Below are 20,452 nucleotides of genomic sequence, written 5' to 3' on the forward strand. Positions count from 1 at the left end.
ATGCATATTGTATCCAATGATATATACTATATGTTATAAAAATAGCAATCTATTTTTATAACAGCACTTGAAATTTATGTGGAAAAAGCCTTATATTATTATATGGGTATAATATGACCCACAAACAAATCACTAATGTGAAATGTGAAGGGAGATAATACATACATGAAGTTAATGGAAGAGATTTGGGCTAAAGCAAAGGCCAATAAAAAGAAAATTGTTTTACCAGAAGGTGAAGAAGAAAGAAATATTGAGGCTTGTAGCAAAATAATAAAAAATGCTATAGCTGATGTAGTTTTAGTAGGAAATGCTGAAAAGATTAAGGAAATGGCAAATAAATTAGGAGTAAGTGTTGAGGGTGCAGAAATAGTAGACCCTGAAAATTCAGATAAGACAGCAGATTATGCTAAAGCACTTTATGAACTTAGAAAGCATAAGGGAGTAACTCTTGAAAAGGCAGAAAAAATAATTAAAGATCCACTATATTTTGGAACAATGATGGTTCAAAAAAATGATGTTGATGGTATGGTATCTGGTGCAATACATACTACAGGAGATCTTTTAAGACCAGGACTTCAAATAGTTAAAACAGCACCTGGAGCATCAGTAGTATCTAGTTCATTTATAATGATGGTTCCAGATTCTAAATTTGGAAATGAAGGGCTTTTACTATTTGCAGATTGTGCAGTAAACCCAAATCCAACATCAGAAGATTTGGCATCAATTGCTATATCCACAGCAGAAACAGCTAAAAATTTATGTGGATTAGATCCTAAAGTAGCATTGTTATCCTTTTCAACTCAAGGAAGTGCTAGTCATGAATTAGTAGATAAAGTCGTAAATGCAACTAAACTTGCAAAAGAAAAAAGACCTGATTTAAAAATAGATGGGGAATTACAATTAGATGCTGCTATAGTAAAATCCGTTGCAGATTTAAAAGCACCAAACAGTGAAGTTGCAGGAAAGGCAAATGTTTTAGTATTCCCTGATTTACAAGCAGGAAATATAGGATATAAATTAGTTCAAAGATTTGCTAATGCAGAAGCTATAGGACCTATAACTCAAGGTTTTGCTAAACCAATAAATGATTTATCAAGAGGTTGTACTTCAGATGATATAGTAAATGTTGTAGCTGTTACTGTAGTTCAAGCACAAAATCAATAAAAGGCAGTTCGCCATTAAAAATATATTAAGTTTTAAATTGGAAGGAGATTTCAAATTGAAAATTTTAGTAATAAATTGTGGTAGTTCATCTCTTAAATATCAATTTATCAATATGACTAACGAGGAAGTTTTAGCTAAAGGACTTGTAGAAAGAATAGGAATGGAAGGTTCTATTTTAACACATAAGGTTAATGACGAAAAATATGTAATAGAAGAAGCCATGAAAGATCATAAAGATGCTATAAAATTAGTTCTAGACGCCTTAACAGACAAAGAACACGGTGTTATAGATGATATGGCAGATATATCAGCAGTTGGACATAGAGTTGTTCATGGAGGAGAAAAATATGCAAATTCTGTATTAATAGATGAAGATGTAATGAAATCTTTAGAAGAATGCATAAAACTAGCTCCACTACACAATCCACCAAATATTATAGGTATAAATGCATGTAAAGCTTTAATGCCAAATACTCCAATGGTTGCAGTATTTGATACAGCTTTCCATCAAACTATACCAGAATATGCTTATATATATCCATTACCATATGAACTATATAAAAAATATGGAGTAAGAAAATATGGATTCCATGGAACATCACATAGATATGTATCTAAAAAAGCAGCAGAGTTAATGGGTAAAAACATAGAAGATTTAAAAATAATAACTTGCCATCTTGGAAATGGTGCAAGTATTTGTGCCGTGGAAAATGGTAAGTCTGTTGAAACTAGTATGGGATTTACACCACTTGAAGGTATAGCTATGGGAACAAGATCAGGAAATATAGATCCAGCTATATTACCATTTTTAATGAAAGAGCTAAATTTAAGTTTAGATGAAGTAAATGATATTTTAAATAAAAAATCTGGTGTATATGGAATATCTGGAGTAAGTAGTGACTTTAGAGATATAGAAGAAGCCGCTGAAAAAGGAGATCATAGAGCGAAACTTGCATTAGATGTTTTCCACTATAAAGTTAGAAGGTTTATAGGTTCTTATGCTGCAGCTATGGGTGGAGTGGACTGTGTTGTATTTACAGCAGGACTTGGAGAAAACTCTGCAGAAAGTAGAGAAGAAATATGCAAAAACTTAGAATTCTTAGGAATAAACATAGATCAAAAGAAGAATAACGAAGGAAGAGGATTTGCCAAAGTTATAAGTGAAGACAATTCCAAGGTAAAAGTTTTTGTAATACCAACAGATGAAGAGCTTATGATAGCAAGAGATACTAATGAAATTACTAGCAAATTAAAATAGGAAAATTTAAATAAATCTTGACTTTTAATTCCTGTCTTTATATAATAAATTGTGGCTAAGCATTGAGGTGAGTTTTATGAAAATAGATGTATCAAGGCTATTAAAAAAAGAAATAGCTAAAGAGGACATTGACGTAACCATTAAATCAACTGAGTTTGAACATAGTGGCGAAATTATTAAGTTTTTAGCACCTATCCACTTTAAGGGTAGTATAACTAATGTTGAAAATACATTAGTACTTGAAGGGCTTTTTGATACAAAAATTGAGTTAAGCTGTTCAAGATGTTTAGATAACATAAAAAAAGACATGGAAGTAAAAGTTAGAGAAACTTTTACTGCAAATGAAGCCGATAAAGATGGATTTGACATCTTTATTGAGAATAATATTATTGATATAATGGAAGTCATAGAAAATAATATTATAACAATTTTGCCGGTGAAAAAACTTTGTAAAGAAGATTGTAAGGGTTTATGTCCTAAATGTGGAACAAATCTCAATTATAACAAATGTAATTGTGAAAAAGATGATAATATTGATCCAAGGATGGCAAAATTAAAAGATTTCTTTGCATCTAACTAAGGAGGTGTTTGTAGTGGCAAATCCAAAGAGAAAAACTTCAAAAGCTAGAAGAGATTCAAGAAGAGCTCAAAATTATAAAATGAGTGCTCCTGGTATAACAGAATGTCCTCAATGCCATGAAATGAAGCTTGCTCACAGAGTTTGTAAAAACTGTGGACATTATAAAGGAAAAGAAGTTGTAGCTAGCGAAGCGTAATAAATCTAGACAATAACATTCTACCAATATGGTAGAATGTTAAATTGTTAAAGAATAAAAAGAAAGTCTTTGGACTTTCTTTTATTTTTTTATGTACAAACATGATTTATAGTTAATATGGTCGTATAAAAATAATATTTATGATACAATTTACATTAGTTAATAGATAATAGTGAATAGTTATCTATAGTTATTCACTATTTATTATTCATTATAAGGTGTTATGCACCTTATGAAGGGAAGGTGTAGGTATGAAAATAGCTGTAGATGGCATGGGTGGAGATTTTGCGCCCAAGGAAGTAGTGGCTGGTTGTGTAGATGCTCTTAATGAAAATAAAGATTTACATATAGTGATCACAGGAAAAGAAGAATTAATAAAAAAGGAATTAGAAGCACATAATTATGATAAAGCTAGAATAGAAATTTTAGATGCTAGAGAAGTTATATCTCCTAATGACTCACCAGTTATGGCAATAAGAAGAAAGAAAGATTCTAGTCTTAATAAAGGCTTGCAATTGGTAAAACAAAAGAAAGTAGAAGGTATAATTTCTGCAGGCAGTACTGGAGCTTTTATGGCAGGTTCTTTATTTATAGTGGGTAGAATAAAGGGCATAGATAGACCTGCATTAGCACCTGTAATGCCAGGAAAGAATGCTCCTTTTATGGTTATAGATGTAGGAGCAAATGCAGAGTGTAAGCCTAAAAATTTATTGCAATTTGCACTAATGGGCAAAATATATTTTGAAAAAATATTAAATGTGAAAAATCCTACCATAGGATTGGTTAACATAGGTGTAGAAGAAGAAAAAGGAACAGAATTAACAAAAGAAACATATAAATTATTAAAGAATTCAAATTTAAACTTCATAGGCAATGTGGAACCTAGAGATATACCAACAGGAGATGTAAATATATTGGTATGTGATGGATTTACAGGTAATACGATTTTAAAAACCTATGAAGGTGTAGTTCAGAATGTATTTGAAATTTTAAAAGAAGAAATAATGAGTAGTTTTCAAGGTAAAATAGGAGGAGCTTTATTAAAACCGTCTTTTAAAAACATAAAAAAGAAATTTGATTATAAAGAATATGGCGGTGCAGCTTTCATTGGTGTAGAAGGCATTTGCGTAAAAGCACATGGCTCCTCAGATAGAAAAGCTTTTAAAAATGCTATAAAACAATGTATAAAATTTCATAATGGCAATATTATTAATAATATAAAAGAAGAACTTATTGATAGTGAATAATTAAAGGTTTTTTCTTTAGATTCTTGACGGTAATAACAATATGTAATATTATCTAATTATAAGTTTGTAGGGAGGTGAAATATATGATACTTGATAAGGTTAGAGATATAATTTCAGAACAATTAGGTGTAGATCCAGAAGAAATAAAAATGGAATCTTCATTTGTAGACGATTTAGGAGCTGACTCTTTAGACGTAGTAGAGTTAATTATGGCCCTAGAAACTGAATTCGACCTAGAAATAGCAGACGAAGATGCTGAAAAGGTAGCTACAGTGGGAGATGTTGTGGAATATTTAAGAAATCATGTTGAAGATTAAAATATAAGTCCCGTAGATAAACGGGGCTTTAAATTTATTTTAAAAGTATAAGTTTATTGTTGAATTTGTTAAGCCTAGCAAATTGAGCAATAAACTTCTTTATTTAAAAGGAGTTTTAGATTATGAATAAAAATGTAGATTTAAAAGATCTTCAAGATAAAATAGGAATAAATTTTAAGAATCCGAAATTATTACATATAGCCTTAACTCATAGTTCCTATGCAAATGAAAAAAAGAAAATAAAATATAATGAAAGGTTAGAATTTTTAGGTGATTCTGTACTTCAGTTAGTTATAACAGAATATTTATTTATGCACTATAAAGATAAAACAGAAGGGGAACTTTCAAAAAAGAGAGCCTTAATTGTGTGTGAAAATTCTCTATTTAGCATTGCTAAAACTTTAGAATTAGGAGAATATATAAAGATGAGTAAAGGAGAAGAGTTAACTGGAGGAAGGGAAAGAATTTCTATTTTAGCAGATAGTGTGGAGGCTTTAATAGCTTCTATATACTTAGATAAAGGTATTGATATAGTCCGTGATTTTATATTGCAAAATTTTTATAGTATAATTGAAAAAGCAATGAAAGATGAAATAGTAATGGATTATAAAACTAAATTACAGGAAATAATTCAAAAAGATGGAGATATACAAATAGACTATGTTTTAATAAAATATGAGGGACCGCCACATAGAAGAAAATTTTATACAGAAGTAAAAATAAAAGAACATGTATTAGGCAATGGTGTGGGTTATAGCAAAAAAGAATCAGAACAAAATGCTGCTAAAAAAGCCATAGAAAATATGGAGGAGACTAAAAATCATGAGTAAAAAACATTATATAATTCCAATTTTTGTTCCCCATGAAGGATGTGTTCATAATTGTGTATTTTGTAATCAGAATTCCATAACGGGAATAAGTGAAGTAATAGATGCTAAATACACAAAGAATACTATAAAGGCATATTTAGAAACTATAAATAGAACTGAAGAAACTGTAATAGAGGTATCTTTTTTTGGGGGAAGTTTTACAGCAATAGATATAAATAAACAAAGAAGACTTCTAAAAGTGGCAAGAGAATACAAAGAAAAAGGTCTTATAGATTTTATAAGATTATCAACAAGACCAGATTATATAGATGATTTTATATTAACAAATCTAAAGGAATATAAAGTAGATATTATAGAATTAGGAGTTCAATCTCTTGATGAAGAAGTTTTAAAAAGATCTGCTAGGGGACATAGTGAAGAACATGTAAGAAAAGCTTCTAAATTAATACATGAATATGGATTTACTTTAGGTCACCAAGTGATGTTAGGATTACCTGGAGATACTTTTGAAAAGGATATAAAAACTGCCTTAAAGGTTGTAGAAATGAAGCCTAAAATATGTAGAATATATCCAGCACTTGTAATTAAAAATACTCCTATGGAAAAAATGTATGAACAAGGAATTTATAAACCTTATACATTAGAAGAAGCAGTTGAAATCAGCAAAGAATTATATAATATATTTACTAAAAATAATATAGAAGTAATAAGAATAGGACTACAACCTACAGAAGAAATAAATGAAGGTGGAGAATTAGTAGCAGGACCTTTTCATCCAGCTTTTAGAGAATTAGTGGAAAGCAAGATTATAAATGAAAGAATTTTAGATTATTTAAAGGATAAAGATTATAAGAAAATTGAAATAGAAATAAGTCCCAAAAATATATCAAAATTATATTCAAATAAAAAACAATTATTTAACGACACATTAAATAAATTAAAGCTAAATAATATTAAAGTAATACAAAATTCTTCTTTAGGTGAAAAATCAATAGGTATAAAATATGATGAAATTTATAATGTTTTGCCGATACATAAAAAATGCTAAAAAGAGTATAAAGAAGGATATTTAACTAATATATAGAATAATTAATAAAGGGTGTAAATGAATATATAAAATAAAAGATCAAATTAATTATTTATAGTGGTATGGGAGGAATTATTTATGGAAACATTAAAAGTGTCAGCTAAATCAGAACCAAAATCAGTAGCGGGAGCATTAGCTGCGGCTATAAAGGAGAAGAATATTGCAGAAGTTCAAGCAGTAGGTGCAGGAGCTGTAAATCAAGCAATAAAAGCTATTGCCATAACTAGAGGATTTGTAGCACCAAATGGTGTGGATTTAGTGGTTATACCAGCTTTTTCAGAAGTAAGTATAGAAGGAGAGGAAAGAACTGCAATTAAATTTATTGTAGAACCAAGATAATAATTAAAATTGTTAATCAAACAAAAGGTTAAAAAAGGTTCATTTCAAAATTTTGAAATGAACCTTTTATTTAGTAAATATCTAACAAAGTTTAAAAATTGTGCATTGCTAAAATTAGATTTATAATATAAACTATATTGTTGTGAATACTTATTAAGAGGTGAATCATGATGAAAAAGAGACAAAGAGAGAAAATGAAAAAATATATGGTTTATTTTTTACTTATATCTTTTTTAGTTAGTATATTGCCTATGATTTTTACTAGATAGGGAGTTGTATATATGTTTTTAAAATCACTTGAAATAAGAGGTTTTAAATCTTTTGCTAATAAGACAGAGATAAATTTTCAAAAGGGTATTACTGCTATAGTTGGACCAAATGGTAGTGGTAAAAGCAATATATCTGATGCAATAAGATGGGTATTAGGAGAACAGAGTATAAAAAGTTTAAGGGGAGGGAAAATGGAAGATGTAATTTTTGCAGGAACTCAATTTAGAAAACCAGTAGGACTTGCAAAGGTTTCCCTAACTTTAGACAATAGTAAATCTGAGTTGCCCTTAGATTATTCAGATATAATGATTTCAAGAATTATTTATAGATCTGGAGAAAGTGAATATTTGATAAATAATACTAAGTGTAGGCTAAAAGACATTCAGGAATTATTTATGGATACAGGTATAGGAAAAGAAGGGTATTCTATAATAGGGCAAGGTAAAATAGATGCTATATTAAGTGGAAAACCAGAAGAAAGAAGAGGTCTTCTAGAAGAAGCAGCAGGTATAGTAAAATTTAAAAAAAGAAAAGAAGAAGCAGAAAGAAAACTTGAAAAAACAGAGGAAAATATTATAAGAATACAGGATATAACCTCAACTTATATGGAAAGACTAGAACCTTTAGAAAAAGAAAGTAAAAAAGCTAAAGAATTTTTAAGCCTAAGCAATGATTTAAAAGAAAAAGAAATAAATATAATTTTATATTCCATAGAAGAATTAAATAATAAAGTTAACCAAATAAATGAAAAGATAAAAGAAATACAAAATGAAATAGAAAGTTTAGAACTAAAAAAGAATAATTATAAAGATAATATAAAGAATTTATCCTTAGAAATAGATAAATTAGAAGGAAGAATAGAGGACAATAAAAAAGGATATTATAATAAAAAAGAAGAATATTCCAATTTGAAAAACGAATTACATATACTAAAAGAAAGAATAAATAATTTAAATGACTTTATAGAAAATATATCTAATGAAATAAAGAACAATAACTTAAAGTTAGAAGAAATGTGCAAATTAAAAAAAATAGCTGAAGATAAATTTTCTAATAATAAAAGAATTTTGGAAGAATTATTATTAGATTTTACAAAAAAAGAAGAGCATATAAAAAAGTTAAATGAGGAATTTAAAAATAAGGATTTAGAGTTAAAAAAGTGTAAAGAGGATCATATACAATATTTAAGTGAAATATCCAATTTAAGAAATAAGATGAATTTAGTTGATAACAATATAAAAGCTATAAAGGATAAATTAATGAATCTTAAAGAAAATTATGAAAGCTATATGAACTCCATAAAAATAAATATTACGACTGTAGAAGCTTTAAAGGAAAATGTAAATGCAAGGAATATAAAAAAAGAAAAACATGAAAATGAAATAAAAGAAAATAAAAAAGAAATAGCTAAAATAAATTCCAGTTTAACTAGAAGAAATAGAGAATTAAAAGATTTAAATATAAACTTTAATAAATTAATGGGCAATTATCAGTTTTTAAATAATCTAGAAAAAGAATATGAAGGGTATAATAAGTCTGTTAAAAATCTAATGAAAGCCATACAAAAGGGGCATATTCAAAATGCTTTGAATAATTCTTTTGTAGTTGGAGAAGTTATAGATGTAAAAAAAGAATATGAAGTGTGTATGGAAATAGCTTTAGGAGGAGCTATTTCAAATATAATAACTAAGGATGAAAACGTAGCAAAAGAACTTATAAATTATTTAAAAGCAAATAAACTAGGAAGAGCTACATTTTTACCTTTAAACATTATTAAGGGAAATTCTATAGAATTATCAAATGATATAAAAAGTACTCCAGGTTACATAGGAATTGCTTGTGATCTCATTAATTATAGGGAAGAATTTTCTCAAATTATAAAACACATTTTGGGAAGAACTATAATATGTGAAGATATGGACAAAGCTTTAAATATAGCAAAAAAGTTAAGATATAAATATAAAATAGTTACCCTTGCAGGAGAAATTATAAATGCAGGGGGAGCCTTAACAGGAGGAAGTGTATATCAAGGGAAAAACTCTAATGTTATAGGTAGAAAAAGAGAAATAAAAGAAATAAAAAATAAAATAAAGGAAATAGAAAATAAAATAAAATTAGAAATGGATTTAATTCAAAAGGATCAAAATAAATTAACTGTTCTAGAAGAAAGTTGTTTAAATTTAAAGGATGAAATATATTTTGAGGATATAGAAATAACTAAACTAACTGAAAAATTACATAGCATAGAAAATGAAAATATAAAATTAAAAGAAAAAATAATTATATTAAAAAAAGAAAAAGAAAATCTAAATAAACAATTAGAAGAGTATAAAAATGAAGAAGAAAATAGTAAATATGAGTTAACTGTTTTTGAAGGAAAGCAAAATCATAATAAAAATAAAATAAATGTATTAGAAAATCAGTTAGCTGATAAAGAGGAAAATCTGAATAAATTAAAAGAACAACTAACTTTAAAAAGAATAGAAAAAGCCCAAATAGAAGAAATTATATCAAATGATTTAAAAGAAGTAGAAAGAGTAAATAAGGAACTAGAGAATTTAAAAAATAAATCTAAAGAAGATGATGAAAGACTTAAAACTTCTAAAGTTAAATTACAAAATTACATAAAAGATTTAAATTTAAAGAAAAATTTAACTGAAAAACTAGAAAAAGATTTAAGCTTAATAGAGGAGAATTTTAAAGAAGAAGAAATACAGCTATTAAATCTTAAAGAAGAAAAAAATAAGATACAAGGTGAAGAGGAAAACATAATTGATATAAAGGGTAAAAAGGAAGAAGTTTTTCATAAGTATGATATAAGTAAAACAAAACTTCAAACTCAAAAAGAAAGTTTATATAATAAGATTATGGAGTACGATATAAATTCATATGAAGATGCTTTAAAATATAAAAAGCCTATAGACAATTTAAATGAATATAGAAATTGTATAAAAGATATAAAATTAGAGATAAATAAATTGGGAACAGTAAATGTTGGAGCTATACAAGAATATGAAGATACTAAAGAAAAATATGATTTTATGACATCTCAAAAAGAGGATCTTATTAATGCAAAAGCTGAGATAATTGAATTAATAGATGAAATGACTAGTAAAATGAAAATTATATTCAAAGAAAATTTTCAAAAGTTAAGAAAAAACTTTGATGAAACTTTTAAGGAGTTATTCAAAGGAGGCAATGCAGACTTAATTTTAAGTTCTGATGATGAATTGAATGGAGATATTGATATTACAGTTCAACCACCAGGTAAAAAACTTCAAAATATAAATCTTATGTCTGGTGGAGAAAAGGTATTGTCAGCTATAGCTTTGTTATTTGCTATATTAAAGATGAAACCTACACCATTTTGCATATTGGATGAAATAGAAGCGGCTCTAGACGATGCTAACGTAGCAAGATATGCAGAATTTTTAAAGGCATTTTCAAATAATATACAATTTATAATAATAACCCATAGAAAAGGTAGTATGGAAGTTAGTGATGCTTTGTATGGTATAACCATGGAAGAAAAAGGAGTATCAAAAGTTGTTTCTTTAGATTTTAAAGACTGATATTAAATAAGGGAGGCATTTTTAATGTTTGGAGGTTTTTTTGGTAAATTAAAAGAAGGATTAACAAAAACAAAGGATAATTTTACAGATAAAATAAGTTCTATGCTTAATTTATATGTAAATATAGATGAAGACCTATTTGAAGAATTAGAAGAAATTCTTATTACATCGGATATAGGTGTAGAAACATCTCTAGATATAATAGATAATCTAAGAGAGAAAATAAAGGAAAATAAAATAAAGGATCCAAAGGAAGTTATACCTTGTTTAAAAGAGGTTATTATTGAGATGTTAGGAGATGAAGAAAATTCCATAGAACCAGAAAAAATACCGGAAATAATTTTAGTAATTGGTGTAAATGGAGTAGGAAAGACAACTTCTATAGGAAAAATGTCTTACAAATTAAAAAACAATGGGCATAAAGTGTTAATGGCTGCTGGAGATACGTTTAGAGCAGCTGCAATAGAACAGTTAGAAATATGGAGTCAAAGAGCAGGTGTAGATTTGATAAGACAAAAGGAAGGATCAGATCCTGCAGCAGTTATATTTGACAGTATACAAGCAGCTAAGGCAAGAAAAACAGATGTATTAATATGTGATACAGCAGGCAGACTTCATAATAAGAAAAATTTAATGGATGAACTTTCAAAAATTAATAGAATAATTGAAAGAGAATATGGTGAAGCAAATAAAAAAACTTATTTAGTTTTAGATGCTACAACAGGACAAAATGCACTTCAACAAGCAAAACAGTTTACTCAAGTTTGCAATGTAGATGGACTAATATTAACTAAATTAGATGGTACTGCTAAAGGTGGAATAGTAATATCTATAAAACATCAGTTGGATATACCTGTTAAATTAATAGGAGTTGGGGAAGGAATAGATGATCTTCAAGATTTTAATTCAAGAGAATTTGTAGAAGCCCTGTTTTAATGAACAAGTAACAATGAATAATGAACAATTATGGATATTTTTCTTCGCTGTGCTCTGAAAAATTTTAATTTTGATTGAAGGCTCGTTTAGCTTCGCTGAACATCGCTAAACATTAAGGTTTTATAAAATTAAAATTTTTTCGTAATGATAATGGAGAAAAAATATCAATAATTATTCATTGTTCCTTATTCATTATTAATTTAAAAAAAAGGTGGTCTGTTAAGTAAAAGTACTTGACAGCCTTTTTTTTTTCTGATAATATGTATTTTGTTCAGTTAAAGGAGTAGGTTTCATGGAAGAAAAAATAGAAATGTCAATGTTGTTAGACTTTTATGGAATTTTACTTACAGATAAGCAAAGAAGTATTATGAATTTATATTGTAATGAGGATTTTTCTTTAGCAGAAATATCTGAACATACTAAAACCAGTAGGCAGGCAGTTCATGATATAATAAAAAGATGTGGTAAACTTCTTAAAGGCTATGAAGAAAAATTAAAACTTATGGATAAGCATATAAATAACATAAAAGTTAAAAAAGATATGTTAAATAAACTAGACTATTTAAAAGAAAACTGTAAGGAAGAAAAACTACAGAAGCTAATAGAAGAATTAAATAATGAATTAAATAATAGTTTAGGAGGTTAGATATGGCATTTGATGGGTTAGCCTCTAAATTGCAAGAAACCTTTAAAAAACTTAGAGGTAAGGGGAAACTTTCTGAAAAAGATATAAAAGAAGCTATGAGGGAAGTTAAATTAGCTCTTTTAGAAGCAGATGTTAATTACAAAATAGTTAAAGATTTTGTTAAAAATGTCAGTGAAAAAAGTAATGGTGAAGAGGTTTTAGAGAGTCTTACTCCAGGACAACAAGTAGTTAAAATCGTAAAAGATGAATTAGTAGAACTTATGGGGAGTAAGGAAAGTGAACTAAAATTTGAAGCTAATAAACCTACAATAATAATGTTAGTAGGGCTTCAAGGTGCGGGTAAAACTACCATGGCAGGTAAACTTGCTTTACAACTTAGAAAAAAGAACAAAAAACCTTTATTAGTAGCTTGTGATATATATAGACCTGCTGCAATAAAACAATTGCAGGTGGTAGGAAGTCAAATTGATATTCCAGTATTTACACTAGGCGATAAAACAAATCCTGTGGATATATCTAAGGCTGCAATAAAACATGCAAAAGAAAATAATTTAAATACTATAATCATAGATACAGCAGGACGACTTCATGTAGATGAAAATCTAATGGATGAGTTAAAGGCTATTAAAGAAACTATAGAACCTAGTGAGGTTTTATTGGTAGTAGATTCTATGACAGGACAAGATGCTGTAAATGTAGCAAAAAGCTTTAATGAACAACTAGATATAAGTGGAGTTATCCTAACAAAGCTTGATGGAGACACCAGAGGTGGTGCAGCATTATCAATTAAAGCAATGACAGGAAAACCTATAAAGTTTGTAGGTATTGGAGAAAAAATGAATGACCTAGAAGTGTTCCATCCTGATAGAATGGCATCGAGGATTCTAGGTATGGGGGATGTATTAAGTCTTATTGAGAAAGCTCAACAAGAAATTGACAAAGATGAGGCTGAAAAAATAGGCAGTAGGATAATGAATCAAGAGTTTAACCTAGAGGATTTCCTTTCTGCAATGCAACAAATGAAAAAATTAGGACCATTAAATAAATTAGTAGAAATGCTACCAGGTGCTAATAGTAAAGAACTCAAAGGTATTGACTTTGATAAGGGAGAAAAGGAACTTAAAAAAATAGAATCAATTATAAATTCTATGACAGTAAAAGAAAGAAAAAACCCTTCCTTAGTAAGTGGTTCTTCCACAAGAAAAAAAAGAATTGCTAAGGGTTCTGGTACTACAGTACAACAAGTAAACAAAATTTTAAAAGATTTTGAAAGCATGAGAAAAATGATGAAGCAAATGAATGGAATACAAAAAGGATTTAAGAAAAAGAAAGGTCTTTTTGGAAAGTTTCCATTTTAATATAATAATTTATTCTATTTAAAGGAGGTGAAAAGTAAAATGGCAGTTAAAATAAGATTAAAAAGAATGGGTGCTAAAAAAGCTCCTTTCTACAGAGTAATTGTAGCTGATTCTAGATCTCCAAGAAACGGAAGATTCATAGAAGAAATAGGATACTATAATCCAACAACTGAACCAGTTACAGTTAAAATAGACGAAGAAAAAGCAATTAATTGGGTGAAAAATGGTGCTCAACCTACAGATGTAGTTAAAAAGCTTTTTGTAAAGACTGGTATCAATGAAAAGCTTGTTAAGTAATACGGGGGTGTAGTGCATGAAAGAATTAGTAGAAATTATAGCAAAAGCCTTAGTAGATAACCCGGATATGGTTCAAGTTAATGAAATTGCTGGAGAGCAATCCATAATACTTGAATTAAAAGTTGCTCAAGAAGATATGGGAAAAGTAATAGGAAAACAGGGAAGAATAGCAAAAGCTATTAGAACTGTAGTTAAAGCAGCAGCAATTAAAGAAAATAAAAGAGTTGTTGTAGAAATAATATAATTATTTAGAAGAGAGTTAGGGTGTAAACCTAGCTCTTTTTTGAAAAGAGGTAAAGTTATGGAACAATTTCTTAAAATAGGTCTTATTATAAATACCCACGGATTAAAAGGAGAGCTAAAAATAAATCCACAAACGGATAATATAGAGAGATTTAAAGACTTAAAAAGAGTTTATATAAATGGAGAAGAAAAAAAAGTAGAAGGCTGCAAGTTTTTAAATGACAAAGTGGCTTTAAAAGTAGAAGGCATAGATAGTATTGAAGTTGCCAATAAATATAGAAATAAATATATAGAAGTTGCAAGAGAGGATGCAGTAGAGCTTCCAGAAGGTAGATATTATGTAGCTGACGTTATAGGATGTAATGTCCTAGATGAAGAGGGAAATCATCTTGGTAAAGTAAAAGAGGTTATACAAACTAAAAATAATGATGTGTACTGGGTAGAAGGGAAAAAAGAGCTATTAATTCCTGTTTTAAAAACTATTGTGGTTAAAATAGATATAGAAAATAAAGAGATAATAATAAAACCTGTAAAGACATGGCTTTTAGAATAGACATATTAACTCTTTTTCCTGAAATGTTCAATGTATTTAACCACAGTATAATAGGAAAAGCTATAGAAAAGAATATAATTGATATAAATACTATAAATATAAGAGAATTTACTGAGGATAAACACAAAAAAGTAGATGATTATCCCTATGGTGGTGGAGCAGGAATGGTGATGACTCCACAGCCTATAGTGGACTCCTTAAAAAAAGTAAAAGAAACCAATAGAGGTAAGGTTATATTTTTAGGACCAAGGGGAAAAACTTTTAATCATGAAATGGCTAAGAAATTGTCTAATGAAGATGAATTAATATTTTTATGTGGACATTATGAAGGCATAGATGAAAGATGTTATGATTATATAGATTTAGAGATTTCATTGGGTGACTTTATTCTTACTGGAGGAGAAATGGCTTGTATCCCTATAATAGACAGTATTTGTAGACTCATACCAGGGGTTTTAGGAAAAAGTGAAAGCTTTATGGAAGAATCCTTTTACGAAGGACTTTTAGAATACCCCCATTATACTAGACCAGAGGATTTTAGGGGAAAAAAGGTTCCAAAAGTATTATTATCTGGTCATCATGAGAATATAAGAAAATGGAGAAGGACTATGTCCTTAAAGCTAACAAAGGAAAGAAGACCAGATTTATTTAAAAAGTATAATCTTACACAAGAAGATGAAAAACTCTTGTCTAATGAATAAAAGTTTGTATTGAAAAATACATACACATGTGGTAAAATTATTTTCGTGCTAGTACGGGCGGTCCTCTGTTTATTGTAATTAAATAAAGCATGAACGTCAAATAACGATTAGGAGGGAATGCACAATGTTAGATGTAATAAAAGCTATAGAAGCAGAACAAATTAGAACTGATTTACCAAATTTCAAAGTAGGAGATACTGTAAAAGTACACGTTAAAATTAAAGAAGGTACAAGAGAAAGAATACAAGTATTTGAAGGTACTGTAATTAAGAGACAAAATGGTGGATTAAGAGAAACCTTTACAGTTAGAAGACTTGCTTATGGAGTAGGTGTAGAAAGAACATTTCCAGTTAATGCTCCTACAGTAGCAAAAATTGAAATTGTAAGAAAAGGTAAAGTAAGAAGAGCTAAGCTATTCTATTTAAGAGATAGAGTTGGTAAGGCTGCAAAAGTAAAAGAAAGTAGACGCTAAAAAAATGGGGCTTTTAAGAGTCCCTTTTTTGCATATTGGGATGGTGATATATAATGGTAAAAGAATTAATAGAATTAGGAAAATCTATTTTAATAGCAATTATTGCAGCTTTTTTTATAATTACATTTATATTTGAAACAGTAAGTGTAGATGGTCATTCTATGTATCCTACTTTAAATGACAAGGATAGATTAATAGTTGAAAAAGTAACATATTATTTTAGGAAACCACAAAAAGGCGATATAGTGGTTATAAAATATCCTAAAAATCCAAAGGAGAAGTTTATAAAAAGAGTTATAGCTACTGGTGGAGACAAAATTAGAATTGAAAATGATACAGTTTATGTAAATAATGAAGCAAAAAATGAAGACTTTATTTTTGAACACAAAATGGAGGACTTCCCTGAAGTAACTATACCAGAAGGAACTATTTTTGTAATGGGCGATAATAGAAATAATAGTTTGGATAGTAGAGACGAAAGGGTAGGATTTGTAAAGCTAAATATGGTAGTAGGAAAAGCTACATTAAGAATATATCCTTTTAAAAAGTGGGGTATATTATCTGTTATAACAAATTAACTTTGAAAGGAAGATCAATAATGGATATAAACTGGTTTCCTGGCCATATGGCTAAGACTAGAAGAGAATTAAAAGAAAATTTAAAAATGATAGATGCAATTATAGAGATCAGGGATGCCAGAATAGTAAGAGCCAGTGCTAATCCTGATATAGAAAGTATATGCGGAAATAAGCCTAGAATTGTATTGTTAAATAAAAGTGATTTAGCAGAAGAAAAAATAACTAATGAATGGATAAAGGCTTTATCTGGAGAAAATATAAAAGTTATATCAATAAATAGTTTAAAAGATTCAGGAATGAAGAAAATAAAGAATGCTATAGATGAACTCTTAGAAGATAAAAATGAAAAGTTAAGAGCTAAAGGTTTAAAGAATATAGTAAATAGAGTTATGGTAGTAGGTATACCTAATGTTGGAAAATCAACTTTTATAAATAGAATGGCTAAAAGCAGTATAGCAAAGACTGGGGATAGACCAGGGGTTACTAAAAGTAGACAATGGATAAAAACAAAAATAGGTGTAGAGCTTATGGATACTCCAGGTATACTTTGGCCTAAATTTCAAGATGAAAAAGTTGGATTAAACTTAGCTTTTACAGGAGCTATAAAGGATGAAATTATGGATATAGAAACCCTTGCTTTAAAGCTTATAGAAAGATTGTCAGAGGATTATGCTGAAAATCTAAAACAAAGATATAAATTAGATGAACTAGAGGAAATTCCTTTAGATAATATGGAGAATATAGCAAGAAAAAGAGGGGCTATATTAGCAAGAGGAGAAGTAGATTATAATAGAGTAGCTACAATGATCCTAGATGAATTTAGAGGTGGAAAACTAGGAAGAATATCTTTAGAAAAACCAGAATAGATGAGGGGATAACGATATGGAAAGAGAAATTTACAGAATGGACTTTAATCAGATGCCTTTTAAAGATATAAAAGACATTGTAGACAGAATGAAGAAAGTCCAAAATATAGCATATTTAGGATATATAAATGACATTTTAATGAGAGATAAAAGAAAAACAGTACAAAATTTAAGGCAGAGTATTAATAAATTTATATGTAAAAGGGAAAATGAAATAATAAGAGTAAAAAAAATGTATGATTTTGATAAGAGCTTTGGAAGCAATACTCAAATTGCAGGAGTAGATGAAGTAGGAAGAGGACCTTTAGCAGGACCAATTGTTGCAGCAGCTGTAATTTTAGATTTAGATTATAAAGATGATAATGATTTACTTTACGACTTAAAGGACTCTAAAAAACTTACATCTAAAGAAAGGGAAAATCTATCAAATATAATAAAGGATAAGGCGCTATATTATAATATATTTGAATTAGATAATAATATGATAGACACAAGAGGGATTGCTTGGTGTAATAATGAAGTTTTAAGAAAGTCTACACTGGGGTTAAAAAAAATTCCTGAAATTGTGATATCTGATGGATTTGGTATAAAAAATATAAATATAAAAAATGAGTACATAATAAAAGGAGATGCTAAAAGTGCAAGCATTGCTGCTGCATCTATTATAGCAAAAGTGTATAGAGACAAAAAAATGCAGGAATATTCTAAGATATATCCTTATTATGGTTTTGAGAGAAATTCTGGTTATGGTACAGCAGAGCATACAAATGCATTAAAAAAATATGGACCCTGTTCTATTCATAGAATAAGTTTTTTATCTAATTATATTTAATATATAAAATCTAAAAATTTTAAACTTGAAAGGCATCTTTAATTAATTTTATAGAATAGTTATCATTGTAGTGATTAAAAATAATTTCAATTACATCAAATCTAAAGTAGAATTTATTGAGCTTTTTTTTAAGAATGTATAGCTGGGCAGTTTTATATATTTTATATTGTTTTGACAAGTTAACGGATTCTCCAGGAGAACCATATAAATTTCCGAACCGGGATTTTACTTCTACAAAGCTTATAATATTACCATCTTTCCCTATTATATCGATTTCTCCTAATTTACATGAAAAGTTTTTATCGAGAATAATATATCCATTTTTTATTAAAAATTTTTCAGCCATGGATTCCCCAATATTTCCTATTTCTTTATTATAGGAACTCATAAATATTCCCCTTTCCTTTAAAACAATTGCCTTAGTTCACTGTTAGTTATTTATTAATAAAAGTGTTCCACATTTTTATTATATTATACTATAATTTCAATAAAATACCTATTGTAAAAATTAAATAAATATATTTTAAAAAGAAGTTTAAAAAGACTTCTTTTTTATTATAAAAAAAATTTTTTTGTCAACAATTATAAGGAGGTGAGAGAGAGTATGGTAGTGAAAATAAAAACAGCAACGTTTACAGGAATTGAAGGTATACCTATTAATGTAGAAGTTGATATTAATAGAGGACTTCCACATTTTAATATAGTAGGTATGGCCGATACTTCTATTAAAGAGTCAAAGGATAGGGTTAGAAGTGCCATAATAAACTCAGGCTTTGAATTTCCTTTAGGGCGTATTACTGTTAATCTATCCCCAGCAGATATAAAAAAAGAAGGAGCTCTTTTTGATTTGCCCATAGCAATAGGCATATTATGTGCTACGAAACAAATAAAGGTAGAAGATATTAAAGAATATGTATTTTTAGGTGAATTATCTTTAGTAGGAGAATTAAAAAAGGTAAAAGGAGCTTTGCCTATAGTTGTATCTTGTATAAAAAATGAAATTAACAATTATATTATACCAATTGAAAATAAAGATGAATGTTCCATGATAGGTAAAGCTAATATATATCCATTCAATAATTTAAAAGAAGTTATTAATTTTCTCCAGTTTAAAGATGTATTTCCTTATAGGACCAATTTTAAAAAATATGCTAAAAAAGATAAAACAATAGATTTAATTGATGTAATAGGTCAGGAAAGTGCTAAAAGAGCTATAGAAGTTGCAGCAGCTGGAAATCATAATGTGATTTTATACGGACCTCCAGGCACAGGTAAAACAATGCTTGCCCAAAGAGTCACTACCATATTACCGGAAATAACCTATGAAGAATCTTTAGAGTGTACAAAAATATATAGTGTAGCTGGATGTTTAGATGAAGAACAAGGATTTATAAATGAAAGACCTTTTAGAGAAATACATAATACAGCTACGAAAATTGCATTAATAGGTGGTGGAAGAAATTTACTTCCAGGTGAAATATCCCTAGCTCATAATGGTGTTTTATTCTTAGATGAAATATTGGAGTTTAACAAAAATACATTAGAATCTTTAAGGCAACCTATAGAAAATAGAAGAATAAAAATAACAAGAAGTACTGGAACTGTAGAATATCCATGCAATTTTATGTTAATTGCTTCATTAAATCCTTGTCCCTGTTCTAAAGATATATGTGTATGCACTGTTCATGAAAAAGAGAGATATATAAATAAACTATCTAGAGCTTTTTTGGATAGAATAGACATATATACTTCTGTATCAAAAATAGAATATAACAAAATAAAAGAAGGGCAAAGAGGAGAAAACTCAAAAACTATAAGACAGAGAATAAATAATGCAAGAGAAATTCAAAGAAAGAGATTTAGAAAAGAAAATATTTTAACTAATGGGGAAATGGATATAAATAATATTATGAAATATTGTAGATTAGATAAAGATTCTGTTAAATTTATGGAAAGAGTTTACAAAAAGTTTAATTTTAGTACCAGAGTTTATTCTAGAATTTTAAAAGTATCTAGAACTATTGCAGATTTAGATGAGCGGGAAAATATAATACAAGAGGATTTAATTGAATCTCTTCAATATAGAAGATTTTTAGAAAATATAGTATAA

Annotated in this window: 23 protein-coding genes; 22 read left to right on the plus strand and 1 reads right to left on the minus strand. The window is 28.2% G+C overall.

Features of this window, described 5'->3' with window-relative positions; all coding sequences use genetic code 11:
- Positions 1 to 165: 165 nt before the first annotated feature.
- The 21 genes from pta (at position 166) to CKV72_RS05135 (ending at position 18,342) form a co-directional block, all read left to right on the plus strand.
- Positions 166 to 1,164 carry a phosphate acetyltransferase gene (pta, locus tag CKV72_RS05035; RefSeq protein ID WP_095177662.1) on the plus strand — a complete coding sequence of 333 codons (999 nt, stop codon included), beginning with the start codon at positions 166 to 168 and terminating at the stop codon, positions 1,162 to 1,164.
- A 55-nt stretch (positions 1,165 to 1,219) separates the two neighbouring features.
- Positions 1,220 to 2,422, plus strand: coding sequence for an acetate kinase (locus CKV72_RS05040; protein WP_095177663.1), 1,203 nt, complete (start codon positions 1,220 to 1,222; stop codon positions 2,420 to 2,422).
- Positions 2,423 to 2,498: 76 nt separating this feature from the next.
- Positions 2,499 to 3,002, plus strand: a complete 504-nt coding sequence (locus tag CKV72_RS05045; protein WP_095177664.1) for a YceD family protein — start codon at positions 2,499 to 2,501, stop codon at positions 3,000 to 3,002.
- Positions 3,003 to 3,015: 13 nt separating this feature from the next.
- Positions 3,016 to 3,198 carry a 50S ribosomal protein L32 gene (gene rpmF, locus CKV72_RS05050; protein ID WP_089864111.1) on the plus strand — a complete coding sequence of 61 codons (183 nt, stop codon included), beginning with the start codon at positions 3,016 to 3,018 and terminating at the stop codon, positions 3,196 to 3,198.
- A gap of 251 nt (positions 3,199 to 3,449) precedes the next feature.
- Positions 3,450 to 4,445 (plus strand): phosphate acyltransferase PlsX, encoded by a 996-nt coding sequence (gene plsX, locus CKV72_RS05055; protein WP_095177665.1) that lies wholly within the window; start codon positions 3,450 to 3,452, stop codon positions 4,443 to 4,445.
- A gap of 83 nt (positions 4,446 to 4,528) precedes the next feature.
- Positions 4,529 to 4,762, plus strand: a complete 234-nt coding sequence (gene acpP, locus CKV72_RS05060) for an acyl carrier protein (protein WP_089864116.1) — start codon at positions 4,529 to 4,531, stop codon at positions 4,760 to 4,762.
- Between the two features lie 122 nt (positions 4,763 to 4,884).
- Positions 4,885 to 5,592, plus strand: a complete 708-nt coding sequence (gene rnc, locus CKV72_RS05065; protein WP_089864119.1) for a ribonuclease III — start codon at positions 4,885 to 4,887, stop codon at positions 5,590 to 5,592.
- Complete coding sequence (locus CKV72_RS05070) at positions 5,585 to 6,640, plus strand: elongator complex protein 3 (RefSeq protein WP_089864121.1); 1,056 nt, start codon at positions 5,585 to 5,587, stop codon at positions 6,638 to 6,640. The genes rnc and CKV72_RS05070 overlap by 8 nt, the downstream gene beginning before the upstream one ends.
- A 117-nt stretch (positions 6,641 to 6,757) precedes the next feature.
- On the plus strand, positions 6,758 to 7,018 hold the full coding sequence (locus CKV72_RS05075; protein ID WP_089864123.1) for a stage V sporulation protein S: 261 nt from the start codon (positions 6,758 to 6,760) through the stop codon (positions 7,016 to 7,018).
- Positions 7,019 to 7,299: 281 nt separating this feature from the next.
- Positions 7,300 to 10,860: a chromosome segregation protein SMC gene (gene smc / locus CKV72_RS05080; protein WP_095177666.1), complete on the plus strand. Its 3,561-nt coding sequence runs from the start codon at positions 7,300 to 7,302 to the stop codon at positions 10,858 to 10,860.
- A gap of 24 nt (positions 10,861 to 10,884) precedes the next feature.
- Entirely contained in the window at positions 10,885 to 11,796 is a 912-nt protein-coding gene (ftsY, locus tag CKV72_RS05085; protein ID WP_095177667.1) for a signal recognition particle-docking protein FtsY, read from the plus strand.
- A gap of 292 nt (positions 11,797 to 12,088) precedes the next feature.
- Positions 12,089 to 12,442 carry a putative DNA-binding protein gene (locus tag CKV72_RS05090; RefSeq protein ID WP_095177668.1) on the plus strand — a complete coding sequence of 118 codons (354 nt, stop codon included), beginning with the start codon at positions 12,089 to 12,091 and terminating at the stop codon, positions 12,440 to 12,442.
- Between the two features lie 2 nt (positions 12,443 to 12,444).
- Positions 12,445 to 13,800 (plus strand): signal recognition particle protein, encoded by a 1,356-nt coding sequence (gene ffh, locus CKV72_RS05095; RefSeq protein WP_089864132.1) that lies wholly within the window; start codon positions 12,445 to 12,447, stop codon positions 13,798 to 13,800.
- Positions 13,801 to 13,839: 39 nt separating this feature from the next.
- The gene (gene rpsP, locus CKV72_RS05100) at positions 13,840 to 14,097 is read left to right on the plus strand and encodes a 30S ribosomal protein S16 (RefSeq protein ID WP_089864133.1); all 258 of its coding nucleotides are present in this window, start codon (positions 13,840 to 13,842) and stop codon (positions 14,095 to 14,097) included.
- A gap of 16 nt (positions 14,098 to 14,113) precedes the next feature.
- Positions 14,114 to 14,341: a KH domain-containing protein gene (locus CKV72_RS05105; RefSeq protein WP_023438136.1), complete on the plus strand. Its 228-nt coding sequence runs from the start codon at positions 14,114 to 14,116 to the stop codon at positions 14,339 to 14,341.
- A 57-nt stretch (positions 14,342 to 14,398) separates the two neighbouring features.
- Positions 14,399 to 14,893 carry a ribosome maturation factor RimM gene (gene rimM, locus CKV72_RS05110; protein ID WP_089864135.1) on the plus strand — a complete coding sequence of 165 codons (495 nt, stop codon included), beginning with the start codon at positions 14,399 to 14,401 and terminating at the stop codon, positions 14,891 to 14,893.
- A complete protein-coding gene (gene trmD / locus CKV72_RS05115) occupies positions 14,878 to 15,594 on the plus strand; it encodes a tRNA (guanosine(37)-N1)-methyltransferase TrmD (RefSeq protein ID WP_089864137.1) in 717 nt (238 codons plus the stop codon). Before rimM ends, trmD begins: the two co-directional genes overlap by 16 nt.
- 124 nt (positions 15,595 to 15,718) lie before the next feature.
- Positions 15,719 to 16,066: a 50S ribosomal protein L19 gene (rplS, locus tag CKV72_RS05120; protein ID WP_095177669.1), complete on the plus strand. Its 348-nt coding sequence runs from the start codon at positions 15,719 to 15,721 to the stop codon at positions 16,064 to 16,066.
- 53 nt (positions 16,067 to 16,119) lie between these two features.
- On the plus strand, positions 16,120 to 16,644 hold the full coding sequence (gene lepB / locus CKV72_RS05125) for a signal peptidase I (protein ID WP_095177670.1): 525 nt from the start codon (positions 16,120 to 16,122) through the stop codon (positions 16,642 to 16,644).
- Positions 16,645 to 16,664: 20 nt separating this feature from the next.
- Positions 16,665 to 17,510 carry a ribosome biogenesis GTPase YlqF gene (gene ylqF / locus CKV72_RS05130; protein WP_089864142.1) on the plus strand — a complete coding sequence of 282 codons (846 nt, stop codon included), beginning with the start codon at positions 16,665 to 16,667 and terminating at the stop codon, positions 17,508 to 17,510.
- Positions 17,511 to 17,562: 52 nt separating this feature from the next.
- Positions 17,563 to 18,342 carry a ribonuclease HII gene (locus CKV72_RS05135; RefSeq protein WP_169712384.1) on the plus strand — a complete coding sequence of 260 codons (780 nt, stop codon included), beginning with the start codon at positions 17,563 to 17,565 and terminating at the stop codon, positions 18,340 to 18,342.
- Positions 18,343 to 18,361: 19 nt separating this feature from the next.
- Here the strand turns inward: CKV72_RS05135 and CKV72_RS05140 are convergent, their stop codons facing one another.
- Positions 18,362 to 18,730, minus strand: coding sequence for a YraN family protein (locus tag CKV72_RS05140; RefSeq protein WP_095177672.1), 369 nt, complete (start codon positions 18,728 to 18,730; stop codon positions 18,362 to 18,364).
- Between the two features lie 216 nt (positions 18,731 to 18,946).
- Between CKV72_RS05140 and CKV72_RS05145 the strand changes: the two genes are divergently transcribed.
- Positions 18,947 to 20,452 carry a YifB family Mg chelatase-like AAA ATPase gene (locus CKV72_RS05145; protein ID WP_147269565.1) on the plus strand — a complete coding sequence of 502 codons (1,506 nt, stop codon included), beginning with the start codon at positions 18,947 to 18,949 and terminating at the stop codon, positions 20,450 to 20,452.

Origin of the sequence: Clostridium cochlearium (assembly GCF_900187165.1) — a bacterium.
GTDB classification, from domain to species: Bacteria; Bacillota; Clostridia; order Clostridiales; family Clostridiaceae; genus Clostridium_G; species Clostridium_G cochlearium.